At 35.2% G+C, this 24568-nt stretch carries 24 protein-coding genes; 3 read left to right on the top strand and 21 right to left on the bottom strand.

Going from position 1 to position 24568, the window contains the following annotated elements; genetic code table 11:
* Positions 1–28 precede the first annotated feature (28 nt).
* The 17 genes from CCZ01_RS08145 to ccoN form a co-directional block, all read right to left on the bottom strand.
* Complete coding sequence (locus tag CCZ01_RS08145) at positions 29–2089, bottom strand: tetratricopeptide repeat protein (protein ID WP_112052723.1); 2061 nt, start codon at positions 2087–2089, stop codon at positions 29–31.
* 16 nt (positions 2090–2105) lie between these two features.
* A complete protein-coding gene (locus CCZ01_RS08140) occupies positions 2106–2834 on the bottom strand; it encodes a lysophospholipid acyltransferase family protein (protein WP_112052722.1) in 729 nt (242 codons plus the stop codon).
* The gene (locus CCZ01_RS08135) at positions 2821–4209 is read right to left on the bottom strand and encodes an SH3 domain-containing protein (RefSeq protein WP_112052721.1); all 1389 of its coding nucleotides are present in this window, start codon (positions 4207–4209) and stop codon (positions 2821–2823) included. The genes CCZ01_RS08140 and CCZ01_RS08135 overlap by 14 nt, the downstream gene beginning before the upstream one ends.
* Positions 4203–4856 carry a phosphoribosylformylglycinamidine synthase subunit PurQ gene (gene purQ, locus CCZ01_RS08130; protein ID WP_112052720.1) on the bottom strand — a complete coding sequence of 218 codons (654 nt, stop codon included), beginning with the start codon at positions 4854–4856 and terminating at the stop codon, positions 4203–4205. Before purQ ends, CCZ01_RS08135 begins: the two co-directional genes overlap by 7 nt.
* Entirely contained in the window at positions 4853–5089 is a 237-nt protein-coding gene (purS, locus tag CCZ01_RS08125) for a phosphoribosylformylglycinamidine synthase subunit PurS (RefSeq protein ID WP_112052719.1), read from the bottom strand. Before purS ends, purQ begins: the two co-directional genes overlap by 4 nt.
* Before the next feature lie 17 nt (positions 5090–5106).
* The gene (purC, locus tag CCZ01_RS08120) at positions 5107–5838 is read right to left on the bottom strand and encodes a phosphoribosylaminoimidazolesuccinocarboxamide synthase (RefSeq protein ID WP_112052718.1); all 732 of its coding nucleotides are present in this window, start codon (positions 5836–5838) and stop codon (positions 5107–5109) included.
* A gap of 1 nt (position 5839) precedes the next feature.
* Positions 5840–7123 carry a S41 family peptidase gene (locus CCZ01_RS08115; RefSeq protein ID WP_258437107.1) on the bottom strand — a complete coding sequence of 428 codons (1284 nt, stop codon included), beginning with the start codon at positions 7121–7123 and terminating at the stop codon, positions 5840–5842.
* Positions 7124–7279: 156 nt separating this feature from the next.
* Positions 7280–7774, bottom strand: coding sequence for a DUF4149 domain-containing protein (locus CCZ01_RS08110; RefSeq protein WP_112052717.1), 495 nt, complete (start codon positions 7772–7774; stop codon positions 7280–7282).
* Between the two features lie 25 nt (positions 7775–7799).
* Positions 7800–8300, bottom strand: a complete 501-nt coding sequence (tpx, locus tag CCZ01_RS08105; protein ID WP_112052716.1) for a thiol peroxidase — start codon at positions 8298–8300, stop codon at positions 7800–7802.
* A 95-nt stretch (positions 8301–8395) separates the two neighbouring features.
* On the bottom strand, positions 8396–9454 hold the full coding sequence (locus CCZ01_RS08100) for an NAD-dependent epimerase (protein ID WP_112052715.1): 1059 nt from the start codon (positions 9452–9454) through the stop codon (positions 8396–8398).
* 79 nt (positions 9455–9533) lie between these two features.
* Positions 9534–10034 (bottom strand): FixH family protein, encoded by a 501-nt coding sequence (locus CCZ01_RS08095; protein WP_112052714.1) that lies wholly within the window; start codon positions 10032–10034, stop codon positions 9534–9536.
* On the bottom strand, positions 10027–10608 hold the full coding sequence (locus CCZ01_RS08090) for a hypothetical protein (RefSeq protein ID WP_181566372.1): 582 nt from the start codon (positions 10606–10608) through the stop codon (positions 10027–10029). The genes CCZ01_RS08095 and CCZ01_RS08090 overlap by 8 nt, the downstream gene beginning before the upstream one ends.
* Before the next feature lie 167 nt (positions 10609–10775).
* Positions 10776–10976 carry a DUF4006 family protein gene (locus CCZ01_RS08085; protein WP_112052712.1) on the bottom strand — a complete coding sequence of 67 codons (201 nt, stop codon included), beginning with the start codon at positions 10974–10976 and terminating at the stop codon, positions 10776–10778.
* Between the two features lie 9 nt (positions 10977–10985).
* Entirely contained in the window at positions 10986–11894 is a 909-nt protein-coding gene (locus CCZ01_RS08080; protein WP_112052711.1) for a c-type cytochrome, read from the bottom strand.
* A complete protein-coding gene (locus CCZ01_RS08075; RefSeq protein WP_258437089.1) occupies positions 11895–12161 on the bottom strand; it encodes a cytochrome c oxidase, cbb3-type, CcoQ subunit in 267 nt (88 codons plus the stop codon). It lies immediately after the preceding gene.
* A 4-nt stretch (positions 12162–12165) separates the two neighbouring features.
* The gene (ccoO, locus tag CCZ01_RS08070) at positions 12166–12867 is read right to left on the bottom strand and encodes a cytochrome-c oxidase, cbb3-type subunit II (RefSeq protein WP_112052710.1); all 702 of its coding nucleotides are present in this window, start codon (positions 12865–12867) and stop codon (positions 12166–12168) included.
* Positions 12868–12878: 11 nt separating this feature from the next.
* Positions 12879–14339, bottom strand: coding sequence for a cytochrome-c oxidase, cbb3-type subunit I (gene ccoN / locus CCZ01_RS08065; protein ID WP_112052740.1), 1461 nt, complete (start codon positions 14337–14339; stop codon positions 12879–12881).
* Between the two features lie 199 nt (positions 14340–14538).
* On the opposite strand from ccoN, the gene CCZ01_RS08060 reads away from it, so the two are divergent.
* Positions 14539–15966 carry a Do family serine endopeptidase gene (locus CCZ01_RS08060; protein WP_112052709.1) on the top strand — a complete coding sequence of 476 codons (1428 nt, stop codon included), beginning with the start codon at positions 14539–14541 and terminating at the stop codon, positions 15964–15966.
* A gap of 1 nt (position 15967) precedes the next feature.
* Here CCZ01_RS08060 and CCZ01_RS08055 read toward each other — a convergent pair whose 3' ends face one another.
* Genes CCZ01_RS08055 through CCZ01_RS08045 form a run of 3 tightly spaced genes read right to left on the bottom strand, consistent with a single transcriptional unit; the run spans position 15968 to position 19113 of the window.
* Entirely contained in the window at positions 15968–17344 is a 1377-nt protein-coding gene (locus CCZ01_RS08055; RefSeq protein WP_112052708.1) for an MATE family efflux transporter, read from the bottom strand.
* 9 nt (positions 17345–17353) lie between these two features.
* On the bottom strand, positions 17354–18226 hold the full coding sequence (locus tag CCZ01_RS08050) for a fumarylacetoacetate hydrolase family protein (RefSeq protein WP_112052707.1): 873 nt from the start codon (positions 18224–18226) through the stop codon (positions 17354–17356).
* A gap of 2 nt (positions 18227–18228) precedes the next feature.
* On the bottom strand, positions 18229–19113 hold the full coding sequence (locus CCZ01_RS08045; protein ID WP_112052706.1) for a hypothetical protein: 885 nt from the start codon (positions 19111–19113) through the stop codon (positions 18229–18231).
* Positions 19114–19300: 187 nt separating this feature from the next.
* Here CCZ01_RS08045 and CCZ01_RS08040 point away from each other — a divergent pair, with 187 nt between their 5' ends.
* Entirely contained in the window at positions 19301–20443 is a 1143-nt protein-coding gene (locus CCZ01_RS08040; protein WP_112052705.1) for a pyridoxal-phosphate-dependent aminotransferase family protein, read from the top strand.
* 36 nt (positions 20444–20479) lie between these two features.
* Here CCZ01_RS08040 and glyS read toward each other — a convergent pair whose 3' ends face one another.
* On the bottom strand, positions 20480–22525 hold the full coding sequence (glyS, locus tag CCZ01_RS08035) for a glycine--tRNA ligase subunit beta (protein ID WP_112052704.1): 2046 nt from the start codon (positions 22523–22525) through the stop codon (positions 20480–20482).
* A 346-nt stretch (positions 22526–22871) separates the two neighbouring features.
* Between glyS and CCZ01_RS08025 the strand changes: the two genes are divergently transcribed.
* The coding region (locus tag CCZ01_RS08025) for a hypothetical protein (RefSeq protein ID WP_181566374.1) at positions 22872–24568 on the top strand (1697 nt) is incomplete at its 3' end.

Raw genomic sequence — 24568 nt, 5'->3', positions numbered from 1 at the left:
CCCTCCAAAAGGCTAATTCAATAAAATACTAAAAACTACTAAACATTTCTTTTATTTTTTGGTTAGTTTTATATCTTTCTACTTCTTCATATACCATACGAAGATTCTTAATATCTGTTAAGAATTTATCAAAATTTTTGAAATTCTCAACAAAATAACCAATAGATTTAATATAACCCTCTCTTGTATCAGGCTGCATAACATCAAAAACACCATCATAGCCGATATGAAATAAATCCTCTACCTTCAGATTATACTGTGGACAATATTTCTCATAAAGCTCTGTATCATCTTGAAAATAAATCCTTTTAACATTTTCTCGCCTTTTTTGCATAGAGGGAATAAGACTAATCGTTACACCCTTGCATTTACTTGCATATTCAGCAAGGCTTTCACCTTGTTGCAAAGGAAAAGTATTACAAAAAATATCAATAATGTGTCCATAAATATGAGCATCAATGTGTCCGGGCATAAAAAAGCGTTCTTTGCCAATACCAAGTTTATCCATTTTTTCACGCACACTATCATAATTACCATGCCCTGCTGCAATAAAAATCGTTTCGGGGTATTGATGCATAACTTCTGCAATAGCACTTAGAAATTCTTCATTATTCACTTTCACTAACCGCCCAATTACACCTAACACAACTTTATCATGAGGAAAACGATTAGATTCGACAAAAATCGCTTCAGAAGTAACAGGAGGATTATAAAAACGTTCTATGTCCATTGGAACACTGAATTGCTCAAACTGAAAACCACCATCAGGTTGAAAATGACTAATGCGCCTATCAATCCCCTTAATATCATAAACCGCATTCCCATGACTCCAAAACACTTGCAAAGGTGCACTACGCGTTGCTAAAATAAAATCACTAATGCCATAACCATTATTAGGTGAAAGAATAATATCCACTCCATCAGCGATTATTTGTTCACGCACACTCATCGCACGACTTAAATGAGAAGTATAAAACTTAAAAGCCGCAACATTAAGAACAGAGACAACATCAATAACTTCAATGCCAAGTTCTTGATAATCTTTAATAATCTCTAGGTCATCATCACTTTTTTCCACAAAGCCCATCAAATAAACTTTAAATTCGTATTTTCCTTTCAATTCTGGAATGCTTAAAAATGCCTTCAAAAAGGAATATTCCACCTTGAAGGGGGAATTCTGGACAGCACGATCTTTAAGAATCCCTATTAGCTTTTTACCCTTTTTTTGACTTTTCTTGCATGGCGGAAGATGTTTACCATATTCAATATAATAGGGTTCTGCTTTTTTTGTAATTTCATCATTAAAAACTTTCCATTCCTCTTGACTTTGATAACTATTACCCATCATATGGTAGATAAAGAATTGTACATAAATTGCAAAATCCAAATCTTTTTCTAAAGCAATATAAAAAATCTCACGCCATCTTGCATAAAGTGCCAACCAACCAAAATGATTAAAAAAGCTAGGAACATTCCACCATTGATGAATTGCCCACACAAAAAAACTACGTCGTATGGGTGCTTCATTCTCAAAGAAGTTATCAGGATTAAACATAGAGAGAAAAATATCCTCTACTTCTTCAAAAGGAAGTGACAAAGACGAGAAAAAATCTAACACAAATTGTGTACGCCCAAGCATTCCTGAATCGTACAAATGCAATTTGCTTACCTCTGTCATATAAAACCCCAAAGCTTCTTTATGATTTCCCATCAAAAACAAAGAAACAGAGGCGAGTTCAAGGAGAATCACGCGTTCGCTTGTATCTATATTAGAATGATTTTTTAATTCGGAACGAGCAATATCTGCATAGGTCTTAAATCGCTCATCAAAAGGAATGTCCACACCTACAAAGAAAGGATAAAGTGTCATATAATCCTTTTCAAAAACATCTTGTTCAGCTAAAACAAATTCATAGCATTTCTCGCGCAACAATAACGCAATTTTCTTTTTCATTTCAGATTTGTCCTGCCAAATTAACTTATGTTGCACCTTAGCAATCAAACCCACAATCACCATATCAAGCATCATCTTATCTTGAGATGCTTCCAAATGTTTTAAAACCTCTGCATAAAATAATGACAAATCCAAAACTGCCCCCTTTTATCTAATTTGTATCCTTATTTTGCTGATAATACGACAAATAAACATTGTGCATTTGTGCCTTCAAATCCTCATACCAATCACTTTGTGCGTTTTTTCTTTCTTGTTTGCTAGGAGGACTCATCACATCTAAGGCAATAAAAGTTGCTTCACCACCCACACTCAATTTTGCAAGGTCAAAAACACTACGCGTATTTACGACAACAACTGGCTGGAATGTCAATTCAAATTTTTCAATCAACATCTTTCCGCCAACTTTAAAAGGTAAAAATTCCTCCTCTCCTTGCGAACGCGTCCCTTCTGGAAAAATTGCTAAAATACGCCCTTCTTGTAATCTCTCTTGTGCAGTTTTTAACATTGCGACAAGGCTTGTCTTATCTTCCCTATCAATTAAAATCATTTGTGGAGCTTTAAGGGCATGTCCATACAAAATGGGATCGCCAAGCTCTTTTTTTGCTACCCAGCATAAATTCTTAGGGTGCATAGCTTCCAAAAAAATGACATCTAAATAACTTTGATGATTCATAATAATCAGTTGTGCATCTTTAAATTCTCCAACAAAACGTACCTTTACACCAGAGATAAACAAGAACACTCGCCCAAACCATTGCCTTAAAAGGCGATGGTATCGAAACAACGAATACATTAAAACCACCATTAAAGGCACAACTGAAATAATAAAGCAAATACAAATAATTGCTCTTATGAATCGAACACATCTAACGATTATCAATTTCTTCCTTTCTTACCCAACCAATACGTTCATCTTGAGTTACAATTTTATAATAATCACCTCTTCTGCCAATAATTTCAACCTCTAAAGGTTTTTCCTGTCGCATAATCACAGTTGAATTGTGTGTAGGTAGTATTTTTACTTCAGCATTAGGTAGCAATTTCGCATGATCAGAGACAAAAATATCTGTCAAAATATAAGCAACAACCAATACAATCACAATCAATGAAAGATAAGAACGTGTGAATGCAAAAATAAGCAACATAAAAAAGATAACACCGCCACCCACAGCAAGGCTTAACAAACTAACCGAACGTTTTGGTTTTAAATCACTTTGGGTGCTTACTTTCTCATCAACAGGAACATTTGGAATGGACACACGATGAAACTGAAAATCATCGAGGCTGAAATAATCAAAAATAATATTTTCAATATTTTTTGGAAAAACAACATAAAAAATCATAGAAGAACTTTCCGGATTTAATGTTCCACTTTCAATTCCCTGCTTAGGGTATTGACCTATTTTCATTTCAGCAAGATTAGAGATTAGCGCACTTAAAGCAAAAACAGCTAAATTATTTTCGGCATCATAATGTGTGATTTTATAATCATTCATTTTCATTTCTTGTGCAACAACTCCACTAAAATAAGGATTTCCTGTGAGAGGTAAAGCTTGTGCACTAAAGCCCTCAATTTCCCCTTCAATAACCGAGTCCTGCCCTGCAATTGTAACTTTTAAGCGAGGTATCTTAAAATTAGCTGCTTGAATCTGCACATAAAATATATTATGAAACGAACCATCATTATTTTGCCTCCATGGTGATTCCGGATTCAAAACACGTACACCCCCATTCTCCTCAATAAATTCATTCTCAATAGCTCCATCAACCTGCCCCAATACAACAAGCTTAAATTCCAAAGCAACGACTTCATTCACATACAAAGAACGTTTTGGTGGATTCAAAAAGCTAAGATGGAGGCTTTGGGGAATTAATTCTTCTGAGTGGGGCAAATTCTCACTTTGCCCAATATTAGGTTCTGGAGGGAGGGTTGGGGTTTCCTCTAAAGGATTTACAGATGGAGATGTTGGGTTAGCTAAGGAAGGAATTTCCTTTGTCGGTGCAGATTGTTGTTCGGTTGGAAGTTCAGACTTAGACACCTCTGCTTGTTGTTGCTCAATAGGAGGAGATTCAAGAATATTTCCCTCCTCATCAACGATAATTTCCTCAATTTCCGCCCCACTTTCACCTTCAAGATTATTCAAAATTTCTTCACGTGCTTTTTGAATTTGTCTTTGTTGGTCAACTGCGGCACTCACAATATGACCGAAAAACAAAGAAAAAATGCAACATGTGAAAATGAATATTCTTAACACATAAAACCTTTTATCATTGCCAATCCATCGCTACCACCAATATTCTGATGAATAGCACGTTCTGGGTGTGGCATCAAACCAAATACATTTTTTTCTTTATTACAAATTCCTGCAATAGCTCCAAGAGAACCATTTAGATTCTCTTCATAAGTAAGAAGAATCTGCCCATTATCCCGCAATTTTTTGTATTCTTCATGAGAGGTATAATAACACCCATCAGCATGGGCAACTGGAATGCGGATAATTTCATCTTTTTTATAGAATTGCAAAAAGGGATTATCTGTTGAGCAAACTCTTAAAGGAAGTACCTTAGAAATAAAATGTAAATTCTGATTCCGCATCAAAACGCCCGTCAAAAGCCCACTCTCAACAAGAATCTGAAAACCATTGCATATACCGACAACACGTCCACCTTTTTTTGCAAATTTACTCACCGCCTGCATAACAGGTGCAAATCGTGCAATTGCACCACTTCTTAAATAATCCCCATAGCTAAAGCCACCAGGAATAATAACAAGCGAAGTTGAATCTGGTAACTCCTGTTCTTTAAACCACACAAATTCCGTTTTTGCACCCTCTTGTTCTAAAGCATATTGAATATCAAATTCACAATTTGTCCCCAAAAAACGAAGAATGGCTACATTCATAATTCAATCTCGTATTGCTCAATAACATTGTTGGATAAAAGCAAATCACATGCTTTACTTAATTCTTGCTTAACTCTTTCCTTATCTGTCTCATCAATATCAACTATAAACATTTTCCCCATTCTGACATCAGTAATATTCTGGAAATGCAAAGCATGCAAAGCTTGTTTGGTCGCCTTTCCTTGAGGGTCTAATACACCCTCTTTCAGCGTAATAAAAACTCTTGCTTTCAATTTTTTCCCTTATTGTATTATTTAATTGTTGTAATTCTTTTTAAAACTTCTTCATACGCAAGCTTAACACCCCCTAAGTCTTGCCTAAAGCGATCTTTGTCTAACTTTTCATTACTAGTTTTATCCCAAAAACGACAGCTATCTGGTGAAATTTCGTCAGCAAGAATAATTTTATCCGCCTTATCTTTGCCAAATTCTAGTTTAAAGTCAATCAATCTTAAATCTCTCTTATTAAAAAAACCAACCAAAACCTGATTTACCTTGCGTGCTTGCAGTCGCAAAAATTCCAAATCTCTTGTATGGCTTACACAACCTAACAAAATCGCGTGTTCATCGTTAATGATGGGGTCAGATAAGGCGTCATCTTTATAATAAAACTCAACAAGTGCTTGAGGAAGAATCGTTCCCTCCTTAATGCCTAGCCTTTTTGTTAGTGAACCTGTCGCTACATTACGGACAACAACTTCAATAGGAATAATATTCACGCGTTTACAAACCATACAATTATCGCCTAATTTGCGTATAAAATGTGTCTGAATACCATGTGTCTCTAATAGCTCAAAAAGAATGGAGCTAATTTGACAGTTTAGAATCCCCTTCCCTTTCTCCTGCCCTTTTTTTTCAGCATTAAAAGCAGTTAAATCATCTTTAAAGTAGGCAATCACTTCCTCCTCTTGACTACCCCTATAAAGCTTCTTTCCTTTTCCTTCATATAATAGTTCTTGACTATCTAATTCTTCTTCTAACATACTAGCTCCTTACCTTTTGAACTTTTTTTGCATCTGTATTACTGGGTGCAATCACAGACCAAGTTTTTAAGGCATCAACTGCACTCTTAAGCTGGATATCATTCCATAGCATTTTCTGTGTAATTTTATCTTTATTGTCTTCATCTTCAACTTTCGGTTTATCTTCAATTTTTTGCAACTCGCCTTGCAAATGTTGCTTTAATTCTGATTCCTTAATACTAAAACTACCATCGTCGTTAGGAACTGCACCCGGATAAACTAAAATATCAGGCTTGATACCTAAAGCCTGAATTGTCCGACCGCTTGGTAAATAATAACGAGCAATGGTTAGACGCAACCCCTCTCCTTTGTCTAAAGGTAAAACGACCTGAACGCTACCCTTACCAAAGCTATTCTCACCTACCACAATAGCCCGCTTATGATCTTGGAGAGCACCTGCAACAATTTCACTTGCACTTGCACTACCACCATTAATTAATACAACCATAGGCATTGCCTCGTAAGCACTATTTTTACTTGCCGTAAACTCAATATTTTCATTTACATCGCGCCCTTTTTGGGAGACAATCACACCACTACTTAGAAATAAATCAGATAACTCAACAGCCTGATTTAACAAGCCACCGGGATTACTTCTTAAATCAAGAATAATTCCCTTTGCCCATTTTGCCTTCTTAAGCTCTTCGCGTACGCGAGAACTCACTTTTCTATCAAAAGAACTTACACGAACATACAAAAGATCCGTCTCGTCAATACGTTTTGCACGGACAGATTCAACATTAATCACATCTCTTGTAATATCAAAAATTAAAGGCTTTTGTTCATTTTTACGTACAATTGTTAATTTAACCTTAGAGCCAGGTTTACCACGCATTAGATTCACGGCATCATCAATCGCAATATTTAATGTGCTTTGTGAATCAATTTTTAAAATAATATCACCATTCTTTAATCCAGCCTTTGCACCCGGTGTACCATCAATCGGAGAAACAATCGTTAAAGCACCGTCTTTAATACTAATTTGAATACCAATACCACCAAACTCACCACTTGTTTGAATTTTTAATTCATCGTATTTTTTTGTCGTTAAATAGGCAGAATGTGCATCAAGGTTATTCAACATTCCATCAATAGCCTTATCAATAATTTCATTTAATGTTAACTCGTCAACATAATGATTTTCAATTGTCCCAATCACCTTACGCAACTTGCTATAAGCCTCAAGGCGACTATCATCACCTTCATTTGCCGCATTCAACACATTCATCACACACACTAAAATCATACATACGGATACGCCAAACTTTCCAAAACTGCCCATACTCTGCCTTTTTAAAACATTAGTCATCTAACAAATTCCCTAATCAATGTAGAGATTTTCAAAACTAAAATTATACCAAAAAACTACTAAAAAACACTAAAATGTCCCAAAACTAAATGATTATTTATAGAATAAAGCGTTGATTCTTGCCATTATAAGCCCAGCCAAAGCTAAGAAAGCAATTTGAAAAACCCACACAGACTGCTGATGCATAGACTTAAAAATATCTGATTGTGTTAGTTGCTCACCTTGTTGTTGCATTTCGATAATTGCTGGAATATAATACAGCACAAAAAGCAAAAGCATTATCGTTGCAATTCCACCCAATAAAATATAAATTTTCTTTGTTGTTAAAAAAATGTAGCTAAAAAATTCATAAATTATAATAAATGCCACAACAAAGAGAAGCAAATAACCACTTCTAAAAAAAATTTCAGTCATTATTAAGCCTGACTGAAATTGACTCATTTGTAAACCCAATAAATAATTCGTTGCACGAAAAATCACAGGTGCAACAAAGATACCTAAAGCAAGAATTACACCGCAACCCACCCCCAGAGTGAGAATATAGATTCCAAAAATAAAACGATGCAAAAAATGGCTTGAGATAGGCATTGTTACTCCCTTATTTTCATTAAGATTACTTTATTGCCGCTAAGGCAGCGTCATAATTAGGTTCTGTTGTAATTTCAGCAACAATTTCTTTGTAAGCAATATTTCCACTGGGGTCAACAATAAACACGGCTCTTGTTGTTAATCCCGCCAAAGGTCCATCTGCCAGAAGGACGCCATAAGCTTTAGCAAACTTAGCACCCCTAAAATCACTTAAAGCGGTTACTTTCTCAATACCTTCTGTAGAGCAGAATCTACCTTGTGCAAACGGAAGGTCAAGAGACACAACATAAACTTCAGCATTACTTAAAGAAGCTGCTTTTTCATTAAATTTGCGTGTTTGCATTGCACAAACACCTGTATCTAAGGAAGGAACAACATTGATAATTTGATATTTACCTTTTGCACCACCAATTTTTACACTACTTAAGTCTTTAGCAACAAGCTCCACTTCTGGTGCTTTTGCACCCACATTTGGAACACTGCCTTCTAACTTAACAGCACCACCCTTAAAAGTAACATTTGACATTCTTGTCTCCTTAATTTAATCTTAAAATTTCTCTTTTCAGAGTCGTCGGCATTATGGATTATTTTTCCTTAAAAATACTTAAATTGTTTATCTCATCACAATTTTACACCATAATATCGAATATACCAATCAATAAACTTCCTGACACCCACAGCAATTGTTGTACTAGGTTGGTAGCCCAAATCTTTCTGTAAATCTTCCACAGAAGCACAAGTTGCAGGAACATCGCCTTCTTGCAGAGGGAGAAAATTTTTTTGTGCTTCTTTACCTAAATTTTTTTCAATCTCTAAAATAAAATCCATCAGTTTAACCGGACGATTGTTGCCAATATTATAAATTTTATAAGGTGCGGAAGAAGTACTTGAATCAGCCTTTTTTGCGTCCCATAATGGATTATGTGTTGGCGGACTATCAATCACGCGTTTTACACCCTCTACAATATCATCAATAAAAGTGAAATCACGAATCATATCACCATGATTAAAAACATCAATTGGCTGATTCTCCAAAATTGCACGTGTAAATAAAAACAGTGCCATATCCGGACGCCCCCATGGACCATAAACCGTAAAAAATCGCAAACCCGTTGTTGGAAGAGAAAACAAATGAGAATAGGTATGTGCCATCATCTCATTACTTTTTTTTGTTGCTGCATAAAGACTGATTGGGTGATCCACACTCTTATGAGTACTAAAAGGCATTTCTTGATTCAAGCCATAAACGGAAGAACTTGACGCATACGCCAAATGCTGAATATGATGATGGCGACAAGCCTCAAGAATATTAATAAAACCAACTATATTGCTATCAATATAAGCATAAGGATTACTTAAGGAATAGCGCACACCCGCTTGAGCAGCAAGATTACAAACTTTATCAAACTTCTCTTGTGCAAAAAGATTAAAAAGGGATTCACGATTCTCGAGTTGCATTTTAACAAAACGATAGTTAGGATGCTTTTCGCTTTGTGTCAAGACATTTTCTTGAATTTTTTGGGTAGGAATACCTGCCTCTTTTAAACGATCATATTTTAAATCCACTGAATAATAATCATTAATGCTATCTAATCCTACAACCTCATCACCTCGCTCAATCAGCACATTTGCCAAAGAAAAACCAATAAACCCTGCCGTGCCTGTAACAAGAATCTTCATGACTGCTCCTTTATACTTCTAATTATCAAGATTCTCTTTCCAAAAATAAGTCAACCAAAGATTTTTTTTAAAAATTCTTTCAAAGCTTTTCTACAAAAAAACTATGCTTAAAATAGCCTTTTTTTCCATCAATCTCTAGCACCCCTTGCACAATCCAGCGCCCATAATCAGGAAGTATAAATGCTTCACTTTGATAATGCTGATTTTGAGCATAAAATTCTAAATCCTTATCGTCTCTACTTGTATGTGGTCGCGTAAGTATCGCTTTAAGAATTTTTGCATCCACAAGTTTTTTTTGGTTATCTCTTTGGATTAAAACAAACGAAATCCCCTGCGAAAACTCCAAACTTTGTTGCTTAGGTAATTCAAAATGCACTTGATAATGTTCTAAAAATTGCTTTTGTTCCTTTTGAATATCATTAATCGAAGCATCTGCCTCTTGATAACTCATCAAAAAACTATCCTCTAGTTGCACAGGATTCTTTAAAGCAATTTGAACGGTAACAACAATCAAGACAATTACGACACATACAAAAAGTACAATTGCTATAGGCCAAACATTAAACTGATTTTTATCCATTTCCCTTCCCTCTTGCCTTAATTAAATAAATAATAAATAACACAAATAGTGAAAAAAACATAAAATACAAAATAGCCCTTGTTGTTGTCTGTATCCCCTTATCATCAGGAATATACTCATTTTTTAATTCTATATGCAAAGCATTTCGTAAATGATCCACTAAAGCAACATAACCATTCATTAAACAGATCGTAATTGTATTTGGACTCATTTCTTTATCTTTTGGAATAAATGGAACAATATAATCCCAATAAATTGCTGTTTTATCAATTTTACTCAAAATTTCTTCACTGCCTGCTATATCAATTTTTTTATCATTTTTTAAGAAAATAATATAGACAAATGGAGAATTCATAGATTTTTCAATTTCTTTTTTATATTCATCTAAAGATTGCTGAATAGAATCCTGTGCTATCATATAAACAGAAACACCGCTTTTTTCAAAAACCTCTTTTGATGAATCTTGAATAAAAACGGTCGCCTTTTCCTGAATATAACCCTTTGGATTATAGAGATAGCCTTCAAATTCTACTCCATAAAGCACAAAGGGGGCTAAAAATAAGATAAAAAACACCACTCCTCTTTTTTTAAGAAAAGAGGAGTAACGCTTCACTAAATATTCCCTAGCCAAGAAAAACTTTTCCGGGCATAAATGCAATTGCAATAGAAACCACCACAAGGATAGCACTCACTGCAAAAAGTACTTTTTCTAAACCGTTATAAGTTGTCATCTTTTGCTCCTTATTGATTTGTTTTATAGTGCTGATTTATATCAGCATTCTGCATAGGAATCGTCGTGCTTGCTTCAATTTTGTAAGGATTATTAGCTTCTGTTTTTTGCACAACAACTGCCATATAACCTAATACACCAACAATAGACAACAAAAGCACAACTGCCACCAAATACCCAAACAAGCCATTTAATCCAAATAAACCATTCATTGTCACTCCTTATTCTTGTATAGACAAGATATACTTCATCAACGCTTCTTTTTGAATTTCAGAAATCATTGGTTCTTTAAATGCAGGCATTTGTCCGATTAAACCTTTTTTACCATGTGCGAAAACATTACTCAAGAATGCTGTAGTTCCATAAGTTGTCAAATCTGGTGCCATACCGCCCATGCCCGCACCATCTGCTCCATGACAAGTTGCACAAGTTCCATCACCCATAAATAACTCTCTTCCACGTTCTACAAGCTCCGGATATTTTGTCTTTTTAAGTGTAGAAACTTCCTGCATTACAAATGCAGCAATCGCTTTTGCATCATCAGCAGGCATTTCAACAGGTGCCATAATTTCACCCATAGGATAAGAGGTAATTGTAACATTTCCTTTATCATCTGTAGTGGAAAGCAAAAGCCCCTTACTACCCTTATTAATTGTGTCGATAATGCCTTCCTCACTACCCCAACGAGTTAAATCCACTGCTTTACCATCCATACCCTCACCTGTTGGACCATGGCATTGGGCACATTGTAAAACAAAAAGGTTACCACCCATTTTACGCAAATCATCTTCTGTTGCATTCTTTGTTTTTTGTGCAAGCCTCTCTTGAAACGCTTTAACTTCTTCATTGTATTCACCCAACTGTGAATACCCTCCTAGCGGATAAAGGTAAAAGAAGTAAACAAGCCCCCAAATCATAAGGACAATATAAGTTGCACCCCAACCAAAGGGAATATCATTAATAAATTCCCGAATTCCGTCCCACTTCTCTTTTGATAGCGTTCCATCAGCTTTGCTGTGTTTCATCTTCTTGATGTAACCACCCGCAATGATTAATGTTAAAGCTAATATTGCCGCTGCACCTACTAGTGATAGCAGATTAATACTATCACTCAGATTGAACCATTCCATTTAGCTCTCCTTCTCTTTTTTCTTGCTCGTTTGTCGCTTATCGATTATCTCATCAGTAAGATGATCATCTAAAGCTAAACGAGCATATTTTTCATAATCAAACCCTTTGCGTTGACTGCTGTACAAATGATAGATATAACTACAAAGTATAATTGTCAAAAACGCACTACAAAACCAATAAGCATAGCCCTGCACCATACGAATTCTTTCTTCATCACTCAATAGCCATTGTAGGCTCTCTTGAAATGTTTGATAAAGATTTTCCACACAATCACTCCGTTGGTAATGGGCGACGCGCTGAATTCAAGCTATTAAGATAAGCAATCAAGGCAACAATTTCTGGAATCTCACCTCTTTGAACTGCATCTTTAACTTGCTGATCTTTCATGTCAGCAACAATTAGCTTTGCTTCCTCTACAATTGAAGCTCTTGCCTCCTCTAAAGTCCCTAGTTTTGTAGAATGAGGAATATCATCTCTATCATAAGGCACGTCAAAAACAACCTTGTTTGTATAAGCCTCCGCATATGCTGTATTTTTATCCACCATTTTTACAAATAGATGCTTATAAGCAGGCATGATTGAACCCTCAACCGTTTTTGCAGGTTCCCACATATGGTGCTCATGCCAATCTGTTGTTCGATAATCACCTACACGATGCAAATCTGGTCCTGTCCTCTTAGAGCCCCATAAAAAAGGACGATCATACGCATATTCACCACTATAGCTAACTTTTCCGTAACGATCTGTTTCAGATTTAAAAGGCCTAATTAGCTGTGAATGGCAAGCATTACAACTTTCTTTAATATAGACTTGTCTTCCCGCAACCTCAAGCATTGTATGAGGCTTTAAGCCCTCAATGGGCTTAGAGGCTTTTGCAAAATCTGGGAGAATTTCTACAAGTCCAGCAATAGAGAACAGAACCAACACCGCCACGGTAAAAAAGAATGGATTTTTTTCTAAAAAATGAAACATGTCAATCCTCCTTAACCTGCCATCGGCGTAGCAAATTTGGCTTCAGCATTCACCTCTTTTGCCGCAGTGATGGTCATAATAATATTATAAGTAAACATTAAAAATCCTACCAAATAGAGTAATCCACCAATTGCACGAATATAGAAATAAGGAACAAGCACATTCACTGTATCAATAAAGGAATAAATTAATGTTCCAAAATCGTCTGTTGCTCTCCACATCATACCCTGTGTGATACCCGCAATCCACATACTTGAGAAGTATAGAACAATTCCTGCAGTTTGAACCCAAAACTGCATATCCATAATTTTCTTTGAGTAAATCTCTCGCTTGAATAAACGCGGAGTCATATGGTAAATCCCAGCAATAATAGTAAATGCAACCCAACCCAATGCAGCATCATGCACGTGACCGACAATCCAATCTGTAAAGTGTGCTAAAGCATTCACAGATTTAATAGATTGAATAGGGCCTTCAAGCGTAGCAAGCATATACCAGGTTGAAGCAAGAACTAAAAATTTAATCAATGGAGACTTTGCAAGCTGATCCCACTGCCCTCGCATTGTTAAAAGCATATTTACCGCTGTTCCCCAAGAAGGTAAAATCAAAATTACAGAGAACACAGAACCCAAAGTTTGCATCCAATCTGGCACAGTTGAATAAATGAGGTGGTGTCCACCAGCCCACACATAAACAAAAATTAATCCCCAAAATGAAAATAGGGTTAATTTGTAAGAAAAGATAGGTTGCCCTGATTCTTTAGGTAGAAAATAATATATCAAACCAATAATGGCAGTTGTAAAAATAAATGCCACCGCATTATGCCCAAACCACCACTGCACCATTGCATCATTTGTTCCTGCATATAAGGAGATAGAATGCAAAATACTTCCCGTTTGTGCAACAAAATAAGTTGGTATGGAAAGGTTATTGAAAATATAAAGTGCCGCAATAGCAACAAAAGTTGCGATGAAATACCAAAGAGAAATATAAATCGTCTCTTCTTTTCTCACACCCATACTTCCAAAGAGACTAATTCCCCAAAGCACCCACACAACGACAACAACTAAGTCTAACATCCAATTTAGCTCTGAATATTCTTTAGATTGTGTTACCCCCGCAAAAAGTGAAATAACCGCTAAAGCCATCAAAAGAATGTAAATCCAAAAATGAAGTAGCCCAATAACTTTCAAGAAAGGATGCTGATGATAGGTAATCTTTAACACCCTCTGCCCAAAATAATACCAGCCTGCCCAAATTCCGCTCAATGTGAATCCAAAAATAATTCCATTTGTATGTAACGGACGCAGACGACCAAAAGTCCCATATTCTCCAGCAAGATAGTTGAGTTCAGGAATAGCCATCTGAAAAGCAATGACAACCCCTATCAACATTCCAACAATTCCAAAAATGATAGTTGCAAATAAAAAGAGTTTAGCTATCGAATAGTCATACTCCATTGCAACACCCATATTCGCAGCATTTTGCATACATTATCCTCCTTTATGTGGATATAGAAATGTGAAAAGTACGCAGGGTAATTCTACACAAAAATCAATGAAATAATGCTGAAATTCTCCCCTATCTCAACCAACGATTAACCCTACATTCACGATTCTTGTATAGAATTTGCTTTTCAACGCTTTAATTATTTCTTAAGGAGTCAAAATTATGAATACTAAAGTTTTCTTTAAAACCATTCTTGCATTCGCATTTTGTGTATTTGCAAATGCTGTCAACATTAATGACGCACCCCCGATTGGCACAAGAGTAATGCCTAATCCCCAGAATAATACAATTCAGTCTTATAATGAAGCAATCAATGAAGCAGCAAAGGGAGTTGTCAATATTTCAACAAAAAAACAAGTTAAAACACGAGGGGTTTCACCCAATCACCCCTTGTTAAATGACCCATTTTTTCGTCAATTTTTTGGTGATTCATTTGGGCAAATCGTCCCAAAAGACAGGGTAGAACGTTCCTTAGGGAGTGGTGTCATATTCAGCTCTGAAGGTTACATTATCACAAACAACCATGTTATTGACGGTGCAGATGAAATCCTTGTTGCATTACCTAACGAAAATAAAGAGTATACGGCAAAATTAATTGGTAAGGACCCAAAAAGCGACTTAGCTGTTATCAAGATTGATGCAAAAAAACCATTGCCTTTCTTGCAATTTGCAGCAAGCTCTGAAATTCTTGTTGGTGATATCGTTTTTGCCATCGGAAATCCTTTTGGTGTTGGAGAAACCGTAACACAAGGGATTGTATCTGCCCTCAATAAAAGCGGAATGGGTATTAACGATTATGAAAATTTTATCCAAACAGATGCTTCCATTAATCCCGGAAATTCAGGCGGTGCATTGGTGGATAGTCGTGGGGCATTGGTTGGCATCAATACGGCAATTATTTCGCGTACAGGTGGAAATCACGGTATTGGATTCGCTATTCCCTCGGATATGGCAAAACGTATTTCTTTAGCCCTCATTGAAAAAGGGGTAGTTGAAAGGGGCTTTATCGGCATCTCTATTGAAGATGTTAAAGAGGATTTAAAAGAAAGTTACAATGGAAATTCAGGTGCTGTTATCATTTCTGTTGAGGCACAATCCCCTGCTGCAAAAGCTGGATTGAAGGTATGGGACCTCATCGTAAAAGTAGACAATCAACCTGTTAAAGGAGCTGCAGAACTACGCAATTTAATTGGAACTTATCCACCAAACCAAGATATTGTTTTAACTTTTATGCGCAATAAACAACTACAAAATGTAACAATTAAGCTTGCAAATTCTTCTGAAGGAATCGGCACAAATAACACAGATAATAATATTATTAAAGGTGCTTCATTAAGTGATCTCAATGATTCTATACGTTCTAACCATCGTGTTCCACGCAATATTAACGGCGTAATTATTTTGGAAGTGCAAGCAAATTCTTTAGCCGACAAAACAGGATTTGAGACAAGTGATATTATTATGCAAATTGAAGACATTGCTATTAAGAATATAGCTGAAGCAAAAAAAGCATTAAATCAATACAAGAATCGCCCAAAGCGACTTCTTGTATATCGCAATGGTCGCATTGGAAGTTTACTTTTACAATAAATTATTGCCTTGCTTCTTTTTGAGCAAGGACACCCTTACGCAATTCATAACTGATGACAATTATTGCAATAAAACTTGCACATACCATCGCCAAGGGATAACTTGCCCAAATTCCATTAATCCCAAAATACTTTGGTAAAATCAATACAAAAGGTATCGCAAAAATCAATGTAGAGGAGACAGTAACAATCAACGCATTCAAAGGTCTTTGAATCGATTGCAATAAGGTTGCGACAACGAAATTAAAACCTAAAAGAATAAAACCAATAAAATAAATTCTAATTGCTAAGGAAACATCTGTAAGCAACATGGGATCATTGTGCATATCCTCTTGACTTAAAAAAAGCATAATCAAATAGCGGTCAAAAAATACAGAACAGATATATAAAATTACCCCCGCAATAGAGGAAAAGAATATTCCAAACTTTAAAATTGCTCTCACACGTTCTAAACGATTTGCACCGTAATTAAAACTGGATATGGGCTGAACACCCTGAGCACTTGAAAGCAAAATTGTAAAGACGATAATCCCAATATACATTACAATACTATAGATAGAATTTCCTCTATCCCCAACAATTTCCTTCAATACATGATTAAAGGTAAGCATCATTAAACTTGCACTCACTTCAGAAGTTGCCTGCGGAACACCATTTTTAGCAGAAACAAGAATTGCACGAATATGAAAATAACGGATAAAATAAATATGCCCTCTACGGCTAATAAAATGCCTCAACAAAATAAAGAATCCCACTATATGCCCCAAAATTGTTGCAAAAGCTGCACCAAACAATCCCCACTCTAGCAAAAAAATAAAAATATAGTTAAAAATAATATTGATAACAGAAGACGCAATCATTGCAATCATCGCTAAATTTGGACGCCTATCATTAATCGCAAAAATATCTAAAAGAGGTTGTAAAACAATGAAAACACCACCCAAAAAAATAACACCAATATATTCAACAACAAGTGGGAGTAAGGTTTGCGAAACACCTAAAAATAAAGCCATTTCATAACGAAAATAATAAAAAACAAGTCCCATCACTAAAGCACTGACTAACGCAAAATAAAAAACGGAACTAAAAATCATACGTGCCTTTTGTGCCTTTCCTTTGCCAATATAATACGAGCTTAAAGAAGCTGCACCAATACTAAAAAGTAATTCGTATGCAATAATAACTGGAAAAATAGGCCACGCAATCCCCACCGCAGCTAAAGCATCTGTACCAATTTTTTGTCCAACAAAAATACCATCAATTGTTGTATTTGTTGAAAGTGCAAGCATTGCACAAACAGAAGGGATAAAATAAGTAAAGAAAAGCTTAGGAATGGAATCCTTTTCTAGGTTAATTTTGGAATCAATCACATTTGCCATTTTGTATCCTCAAATCAATCTATTACAGGTACGTCCAATTTGTTCTATGTAGCACTCAACGCAATCACCCGCCTTCAAAAATAGAGGCGGTTCAAAACCCATTCCAACGCCTTTTGGAGTCCCTGTGGATAGAATAGTCCCCGCCTTTAAACGCATACCACTCGACAATTCCACCAATACAGAGGGTATATCAAAAATCATATTTGCTGTTTGGCTATTCTGTCGCAATTCTCCATTTACAAAACTTTGAATTTGCAAATTAGGAATCTCCCCTCCAAATTCATCAGCACTCACAATACAAGGCCCCATTACACAACAACCCTCTAAACTTTTCCCAAAGTACCATTGCTTATGTCGTAATTGCAAATCTCTTGCACTCAATTCATTAATAATTGTATAACCAAAAATTGCTTCTTTTGCCTCTTTCAAGGTTGCTTTATAAAGCCCCGTTTTCAAAATCACACCTAACTCTACTTCATAGTCAAGTTGTTGGGTAATATCCGCATGCACAGGAATATCACTATAAGCACCACTTGCTTCATTCACCCTTTTTGAAAAATAAACTGCATACTCGCGTTTTTCAAACTTTTCTTGCTTAAATCTTGCGGATTCTTCAGCATGGTCTAAATAATTAATACCTAAACAAATAATATCTTGTAAAGGCTCTTGAATGGGTGCGAGTAGAGAGATAGAATCCTCTTGCAAACCATCTCCTTTTGGGTATTTAAAAGATTCATAATCCGATGAAGTTGCATATAAAATAAATTCGTTAATATTTCTATAGGGCAACCTAAAATCTATAAAACTGAAATATCGGTTATTAATTTCAATGCCGCTCAAAACCTGATTCTCATCTTTTTTCCGAAATGTAACAAAACGCATCATTACCCCCTGTAAATATTTTGTGAAGAAAAATGTGAAATTTGCTCTAATAACTCCAAAACTGACTGAATATCTGTCTGCTTCTGAGATTTTCTATTCTTCATTTTTGAAAGTTTGATTGAAATTGTAATAGCTTTTTTTGCAAATTCCCGTATCTGATTAATATTAGAATTTAATAATTCTACAATTTCTTGTTTCTGGGATTCAACAAGAGAGTCAAAAACATCATTATAATGCTCAAGCGTATCAAGTGTATTTGTATGCAAATCCTGAATCTCTTGCTGAATACCTTGAAGTGTTGTAGCAATTTTTCGTTTTGTTAATTCCTCTTGCGTGAAAACCTCTTCAAAAAGATCACGTGTTGCGTACACTGCTTTCATTGCGTTTTCCAGCTCTTGCGATAATTGCTGGTGTAATAAACCTAGCTCATTTTGGGTTCTTGAAAAAGAGATAGTTCTCGCCTGAATACTATTATAATATTTTCTGAAAGCCATTTGTAACAACGCAAACAACAATACACTAGCCATAATAAATAAAATCGTACGATAAACAATATGCTGGACATTATCGCTTAAACTATTTACCAAAATCACAGCAAGCAGGTAAAACCAAAATATTCTTTGTTGATACAAGTGCGTATAAAATGCCACAAAACAAAAAATAACAGACAAGAAAACACTCAAGGTTGGTAACGCAAAAAAATAAGGGTAAGAAAAAATATCAATAACTTTAAAAAAAATGACAGCAACAAAAATTAACAAAACTACAAGTGCTAAAGAGGAACCGAGCGTTGAAGTAATTGCAGAAAAAATATTCCCTCCCTTTTTCCCCAAAAACAAAAACGATAAAACGATAAGGATTAAAATCCCAACAACAACAAAATGCAATACGTGTCCTTGTAGAAGATGTTAAATAGAATCTAAAATTTCACCCCTAGAGTCTATCATTTTGGCACTTATAATTCTCTAAAACCTAAACATTCGACAAACAATTTTATATTCTTATTGATACTCCAATCATTTTAGGTTATAATCGCAGTTTCTGTTTTGCTATGAAATTTATAGGAGTTTAAGAATGTTGCTTTTTACGCCAGGCCCAACACCCATTCCGGAGAATATTCGCAAAGCGATGAGTCGCCCCACAATTCACCATCGCACACCAGAATTTGAACGTTTATTTGAGGATTGTCGTTCCTCTTTACTTGCTTTGCTCGGAATGCACGAAGTTCTTATGTTAGCAAGCTCTGGAACAGGTGCAATGGAAGCTTGTATGACATCTCTATGTACAAAAAAAGCCCTTACTATCAATAGCGGAAAATTTGGAGAACGATTCTCAAAAATTGCTGAATCTCTCAAAATTCCTTATGTTGAAATCAAAAATGAATGGGATACTCCAGCAAGTGTTGAGGAAGTCATCTCTATTATCAAAAATGATAAAGATATTGATGCTGTCTTTTTGCAGGCATGTGAAAGTGCTGGTGGGCTAAGACACCCTTTCGAAGAAATTGCTTTAGCGGTTAAGGAAGTTAATCCAGATATTATGGTTATTGTAGATTGTATCACCACATTGGGAGTAGAATTTATCGATGTGCATGATATTGACGCGGTAATTGGTGGAAGTCAAAAGGCATTTATGCTTCCGCCGGGTTTAAGCTTTATCGGACTTTCAGAACCTGCTGTTGATTTAATTGAAGAAAGAAATGTAGGCTACTACTTTAATCTTAAAACAGAATTAAAAAATCAACGCAAGAATACGACCGCTTACACACCTGCAACTACAATTATTGAAGGTTTATACAGTTATTTTGAGCAAGCCAACCAAATTGGATTCAATTATATCTACCAACAAACACGTTCGAGATCTTTAGCCACGCAAGAAGCTCTACGAGAAATTGGGCTAAAAATTTACCCCAAAAATCCTGCGGTTGCGATGACGACAATTATTGATGAGAAGAATGCAGAATCAATTCGAAAAGTTCTTAAGAGTGAATACCATGTGAATATCGCTGGTGGACAAGACCATCTCAAAGGTAAGATTTTTAGAATCAACCATATGGGAGCTATCCCTATTCATGAAAGTGCATGGGTATTAAATGCAATTGAATTAGCTTTAGAAAAGCTTGGTATTCGTCCTTTCGATGGACGTGCAAACTATATCTTTATGAAACGTTTCTATGGTGAAATTCAGACAAAAAACTGCTTTGGGCAATTAGGTTAGCCTAATAAAAATAAATCACACTGAATTATTCCTAAGCTAAAACGCAATCTCTGTCATATCAGCGATACGCAGGAATGCCTTGTAAATCAGTGCAATCAATGTTTTGCGGTTTTCCCTTAGGGCTTCATCAGGTGCATTTACGAGCACAACATTAAAAAAGCGGTCAAGCAAGGGCTTTAATGCCATTAAGCTTTCAATCTCCTGGACATAAGAATCGAACTGTTGCATTTGAATAGATGAAAACTGATTAAACAGTTCTCTCTCTTCTGTTGCATAAAGAATTTCCGTGTTGACTGCTTTTAGTATTTGCAAGTCCATATCTTTCGTGATATTTGCAACGCGTTTAAATGTAGCGTTTAATTCTTTATTATCAATTTTAGCAAGTACTTTCTGCAATGCATCAATTTTTTGTATAATTGCATAAATATCACGTTCACCGCTCTTTAAAACTGCCGTTATAAGAGATGGATTCACATCCATAAAGGAATCAAGTCTTTCTAAAACAAACTTCTCTAATTCATTCAAATCAAATTTTTGATAAAGCGGTGCAATTGTTGTAAAAATTTCTGTCAAAGGAAAAGAAATTTTTTCATGAGCAACAATACGAATAATTCCATTTGCAGCTCTCCTTAACGAAAATGGGTCTTTAGAACCGCTTGGTATCCTCTGAATACTAAAAAGTGACATAAGATTATCTAAACGATAAGCCAAAGAGAACAAAGCACTAAAAAGATGTCGCGGTAACGGATCGTTTTGCATTTTGGGTAAATATTGATCAAACAATGCATCTACAGTATATTTTGAAAATCCCAAATGTTCCGCCATATAAGAACCAATAACACCCTGCAATTCGGTGAATTCATACACGCTTTCACTCATCAAATCACCCTTTGCGATCAAGCTTGTTTCAGCAAGAAGTCCCATGACTTCATTATGTTTTTTTTGTAATTGTTTTACTAATTCTTGCTGATAACGTTCACCCAAAATCTGCACAATTTTTGCTTCCCTTTGGCTTTTTTCAAGCATGCTACCAAGCCCCTCAATAAAACGTACAGATTCGAGTTGCTCTGTTTTAAAACCATTCTTTAAATCATTATTATAGAAGAAAAGTGCATCAGAAAGTCTTGCTCTCAATACGCGTTCATTTCCCTTGACAATCAATGCAAAATCATCACTCAATGCGTTACTAACAACAATAAAGCCATTAAAAAGCTTACCCCCTTTATATGTTGCGAAATAACGTTGATTCTCCTTCATTGAAGTAACAATCATTGGCGGAGGAAGTTTTAAAAATTTTTCCTCAAATCTCCCAAGTAAGGCATTTGGATATTCTGTAATTGCCACAATTTCCTCTAAAAGTTCCAAATCAAGCTCCACTTGAATGCCTTCTGCTTGTTCAATCGCCTGAATTTGATTCAAAATTCTTTCACGACGAGCAACAGGGTCTAAAATAACACCCATAGAGGAAAGTTTATTTTGATAATCTTGAATGCTAGTAAAAGAAACTTTATCAAAAGTTTTAGAACGATGGACAAATGTTTTTGCTTCATTCTGAATGCCGTAAATCTCCATAAAAACAGGTTTATTTGCAAGCAATACACTTAAAGAACGAATGGGGCGAATAAAACTTTCCTCAAGACTACCCCAACGCATACTTTTTCCAAAATTTAAAGAATTAATAAATTTTTTAACAATCTCTTGTAAAATATCCTCACTTTTTTTACCCCGCACCGCTCTTTTAAAATACAAAACCTCTTTACCTTCTTTTTGGATAAAGCTAACTTCCTCAGCAGTAATATTACATTTTTTCAAAAAACTCTCAAATGCCTTAGTGGGTTGATTTCCGTTGTAGGCAACCTGCTTAGGAGGTCCAAAAAATTCTTCTGTTGTATTTTGTTGTTGCACAGGAAACTGCTTTGAAAGAATCACAATTCTACGTGGCGTATAAAAAAACATACATTCACATTCCAGTCGATATTCTTTAAGGATTTGATAAAATTTCTGGAGAATCTGTGGCTTTTCCTTTAGGAATGGAATAGCTGGCAGTTCTTCTGTGCCAATTTCAATCAATAAATCAGTCATTTTTTCTCCTAAAAGCAAGAAATATTAATAAACAGAGGGTTACTGAACCCAAGCTTTCAGCATTGTAACATATTTTAGATTATATTTAAATGAGATAGACAGGAGCATTGAATTCGATAAAATCATACCACTTTATATTCCTCCAGCACTTTTGTCGTGCGTGTAAATATGTTCTGATTAAGGTATATTTGTAAGGTTAACTATAAATCCTTTTAAACCCTTGTTTACGTAGTTTTTTTGGTTGCTTGAAAGTGTTTTTGAAAAAAGATTTTTTTTGAAACACGCTTATTTATGGGGGTTGTATGTTTTTTGTTTTGAAACCCATTAATAAGCTTTTGGCACAAAAATCAAGACAAATGATGATGATATTATAGATGCCACCTTTAAAATCGTACAAAAAGATAAAATTAAAACAAGCTTTAAATACCCAGAAAATCCTTATCAAAAGCGAGAATATCGACAAGAAAATATCGTTTTTAGAGTAAAAACAGACTTCAAAGAAGATGAGATATTTTCACAAGAAGGTGGATTTGAGGGATTACCATTAATTGACAATAATGGTTATGTGATGATAGGAAATCACAGAGCAGAAGGCATTTTAAGCCAAAATAAGCAAGAATTTGAAGCTTTCAAGGAAGCGGCTAAAAAGTATTTTTCTGTGCATTTAGATGATAGCGAGATGATTGTTCGTGTTGTCTCTAATGATATACCTAAAGAGACTTTAGAAAGAATTGCTATTGCTAGTAATGATGGCAGAAACAATACATTCACAGAAGCAGCGTGGCAGAATCTCAAAAAATATACGACAAAAATAGCGGATTTAGCAAGTAAGAAGATAGATATTAAGGATTTCAAGGATTATCATTCATTGAAAGAATTTATCCGCAATTCTGTGAAAGCAGATATTAATCGAACAGATGATGCGAGTTTAGCCTTTTTGAGTTATATTTCTCAAGATAGCAAAAACAAAGAAGGCTTTTTTAATGCGTTGCATGTGCTTTCAAGAAATGAAGAGGACAAAGTTCTTTACCGAATGCTTATTGATAATGCAGGGGCATTTTTTGCACTCAAGGATGACAAACGAACAAATTTTATTCCTTTCTTGAGTGAATCTATTATGCGTTTAGCTAATTTAAGCAAAAAGAGAGAAAGTCATTCAAGAAATATACAAGAGCTAATCACATTAATTAACCAAACTCCAGCGGTTTCAATTAGAGAAATGGAGAAAGGGACAAATATTGATTTTTTTAGGATTCTACAATCAGAGATTCTAGCCACAGCTTTAAGGAGAAGCGCAAACCTAGAAGAGCCTTCTAAAAAACTCTTTGAAAAGCTAAAGAAAATGAATAGAGAAAATAGCGATGGAGGCTTATTAGGTGATGATTTTGCAAGTGATATATGGTCAAATCTAAGTAAGCTTTTGCAAGAGCAATTAGAGTATGGAAACCTAAGGCAAAGATACAAAGAATACAAGGAATTAATCAAAGCAGAACAAAGAAATTCTTTTGTATGGGGCGAGGACGAAAAATTACCAAAATTAATGTTAGAAAATGCAATAGTGTATGGAGACTTAAGAGAAATAGAGGCAATGAGGATGAATCTATTAAAGAATTACAATATTTCTGTAGATGATATTGGAATTCCTCATCGTGTTTTCAAAAAGCCAAGCACAGAAATTATTCCTTATGTTGAAAAAAATCTTATCCCTGCAGAGAATGATGAAATTATTGCAGAAATTGTTGAGCCAGAGGAATTGTTTCTTTTAGAGTTACAAAGAAATATTAATGAACAAATGCGTGAATTTGGAGGAAAAACACCACTTTTAAGCCAATCCACAAAAGATAATCCAGACATTAAACAGCTTGAATGGTTTAAAGATGAAAACATCTTAAAAGACTTTTACAAACAAGCAAGAGAAGAAGGTTATCAGTTTTACTTACAACCTCCTAAAAAAGAAGACATTAAACCTCCTTCAGAGCTTACATTCAAAAAAGGTGAATGGTTTTCTGATGAGCGAGGCGTTTTAAATCAGATTGTGCAAAG

The organism is Helicobacter monodelphidis (genome assembly GCF_003288845.1).
Classification (GTDB): Bacteria; Campylobacterota; Campylobacteria; order Campylobacterales; family Helicobacteraceae; genus NHYN01.
The sequence above is the reverse complement of the archived record's forward strand: the minus strand, read 5'-3'. Positions and strand labels throughout refer to the sequence as shown.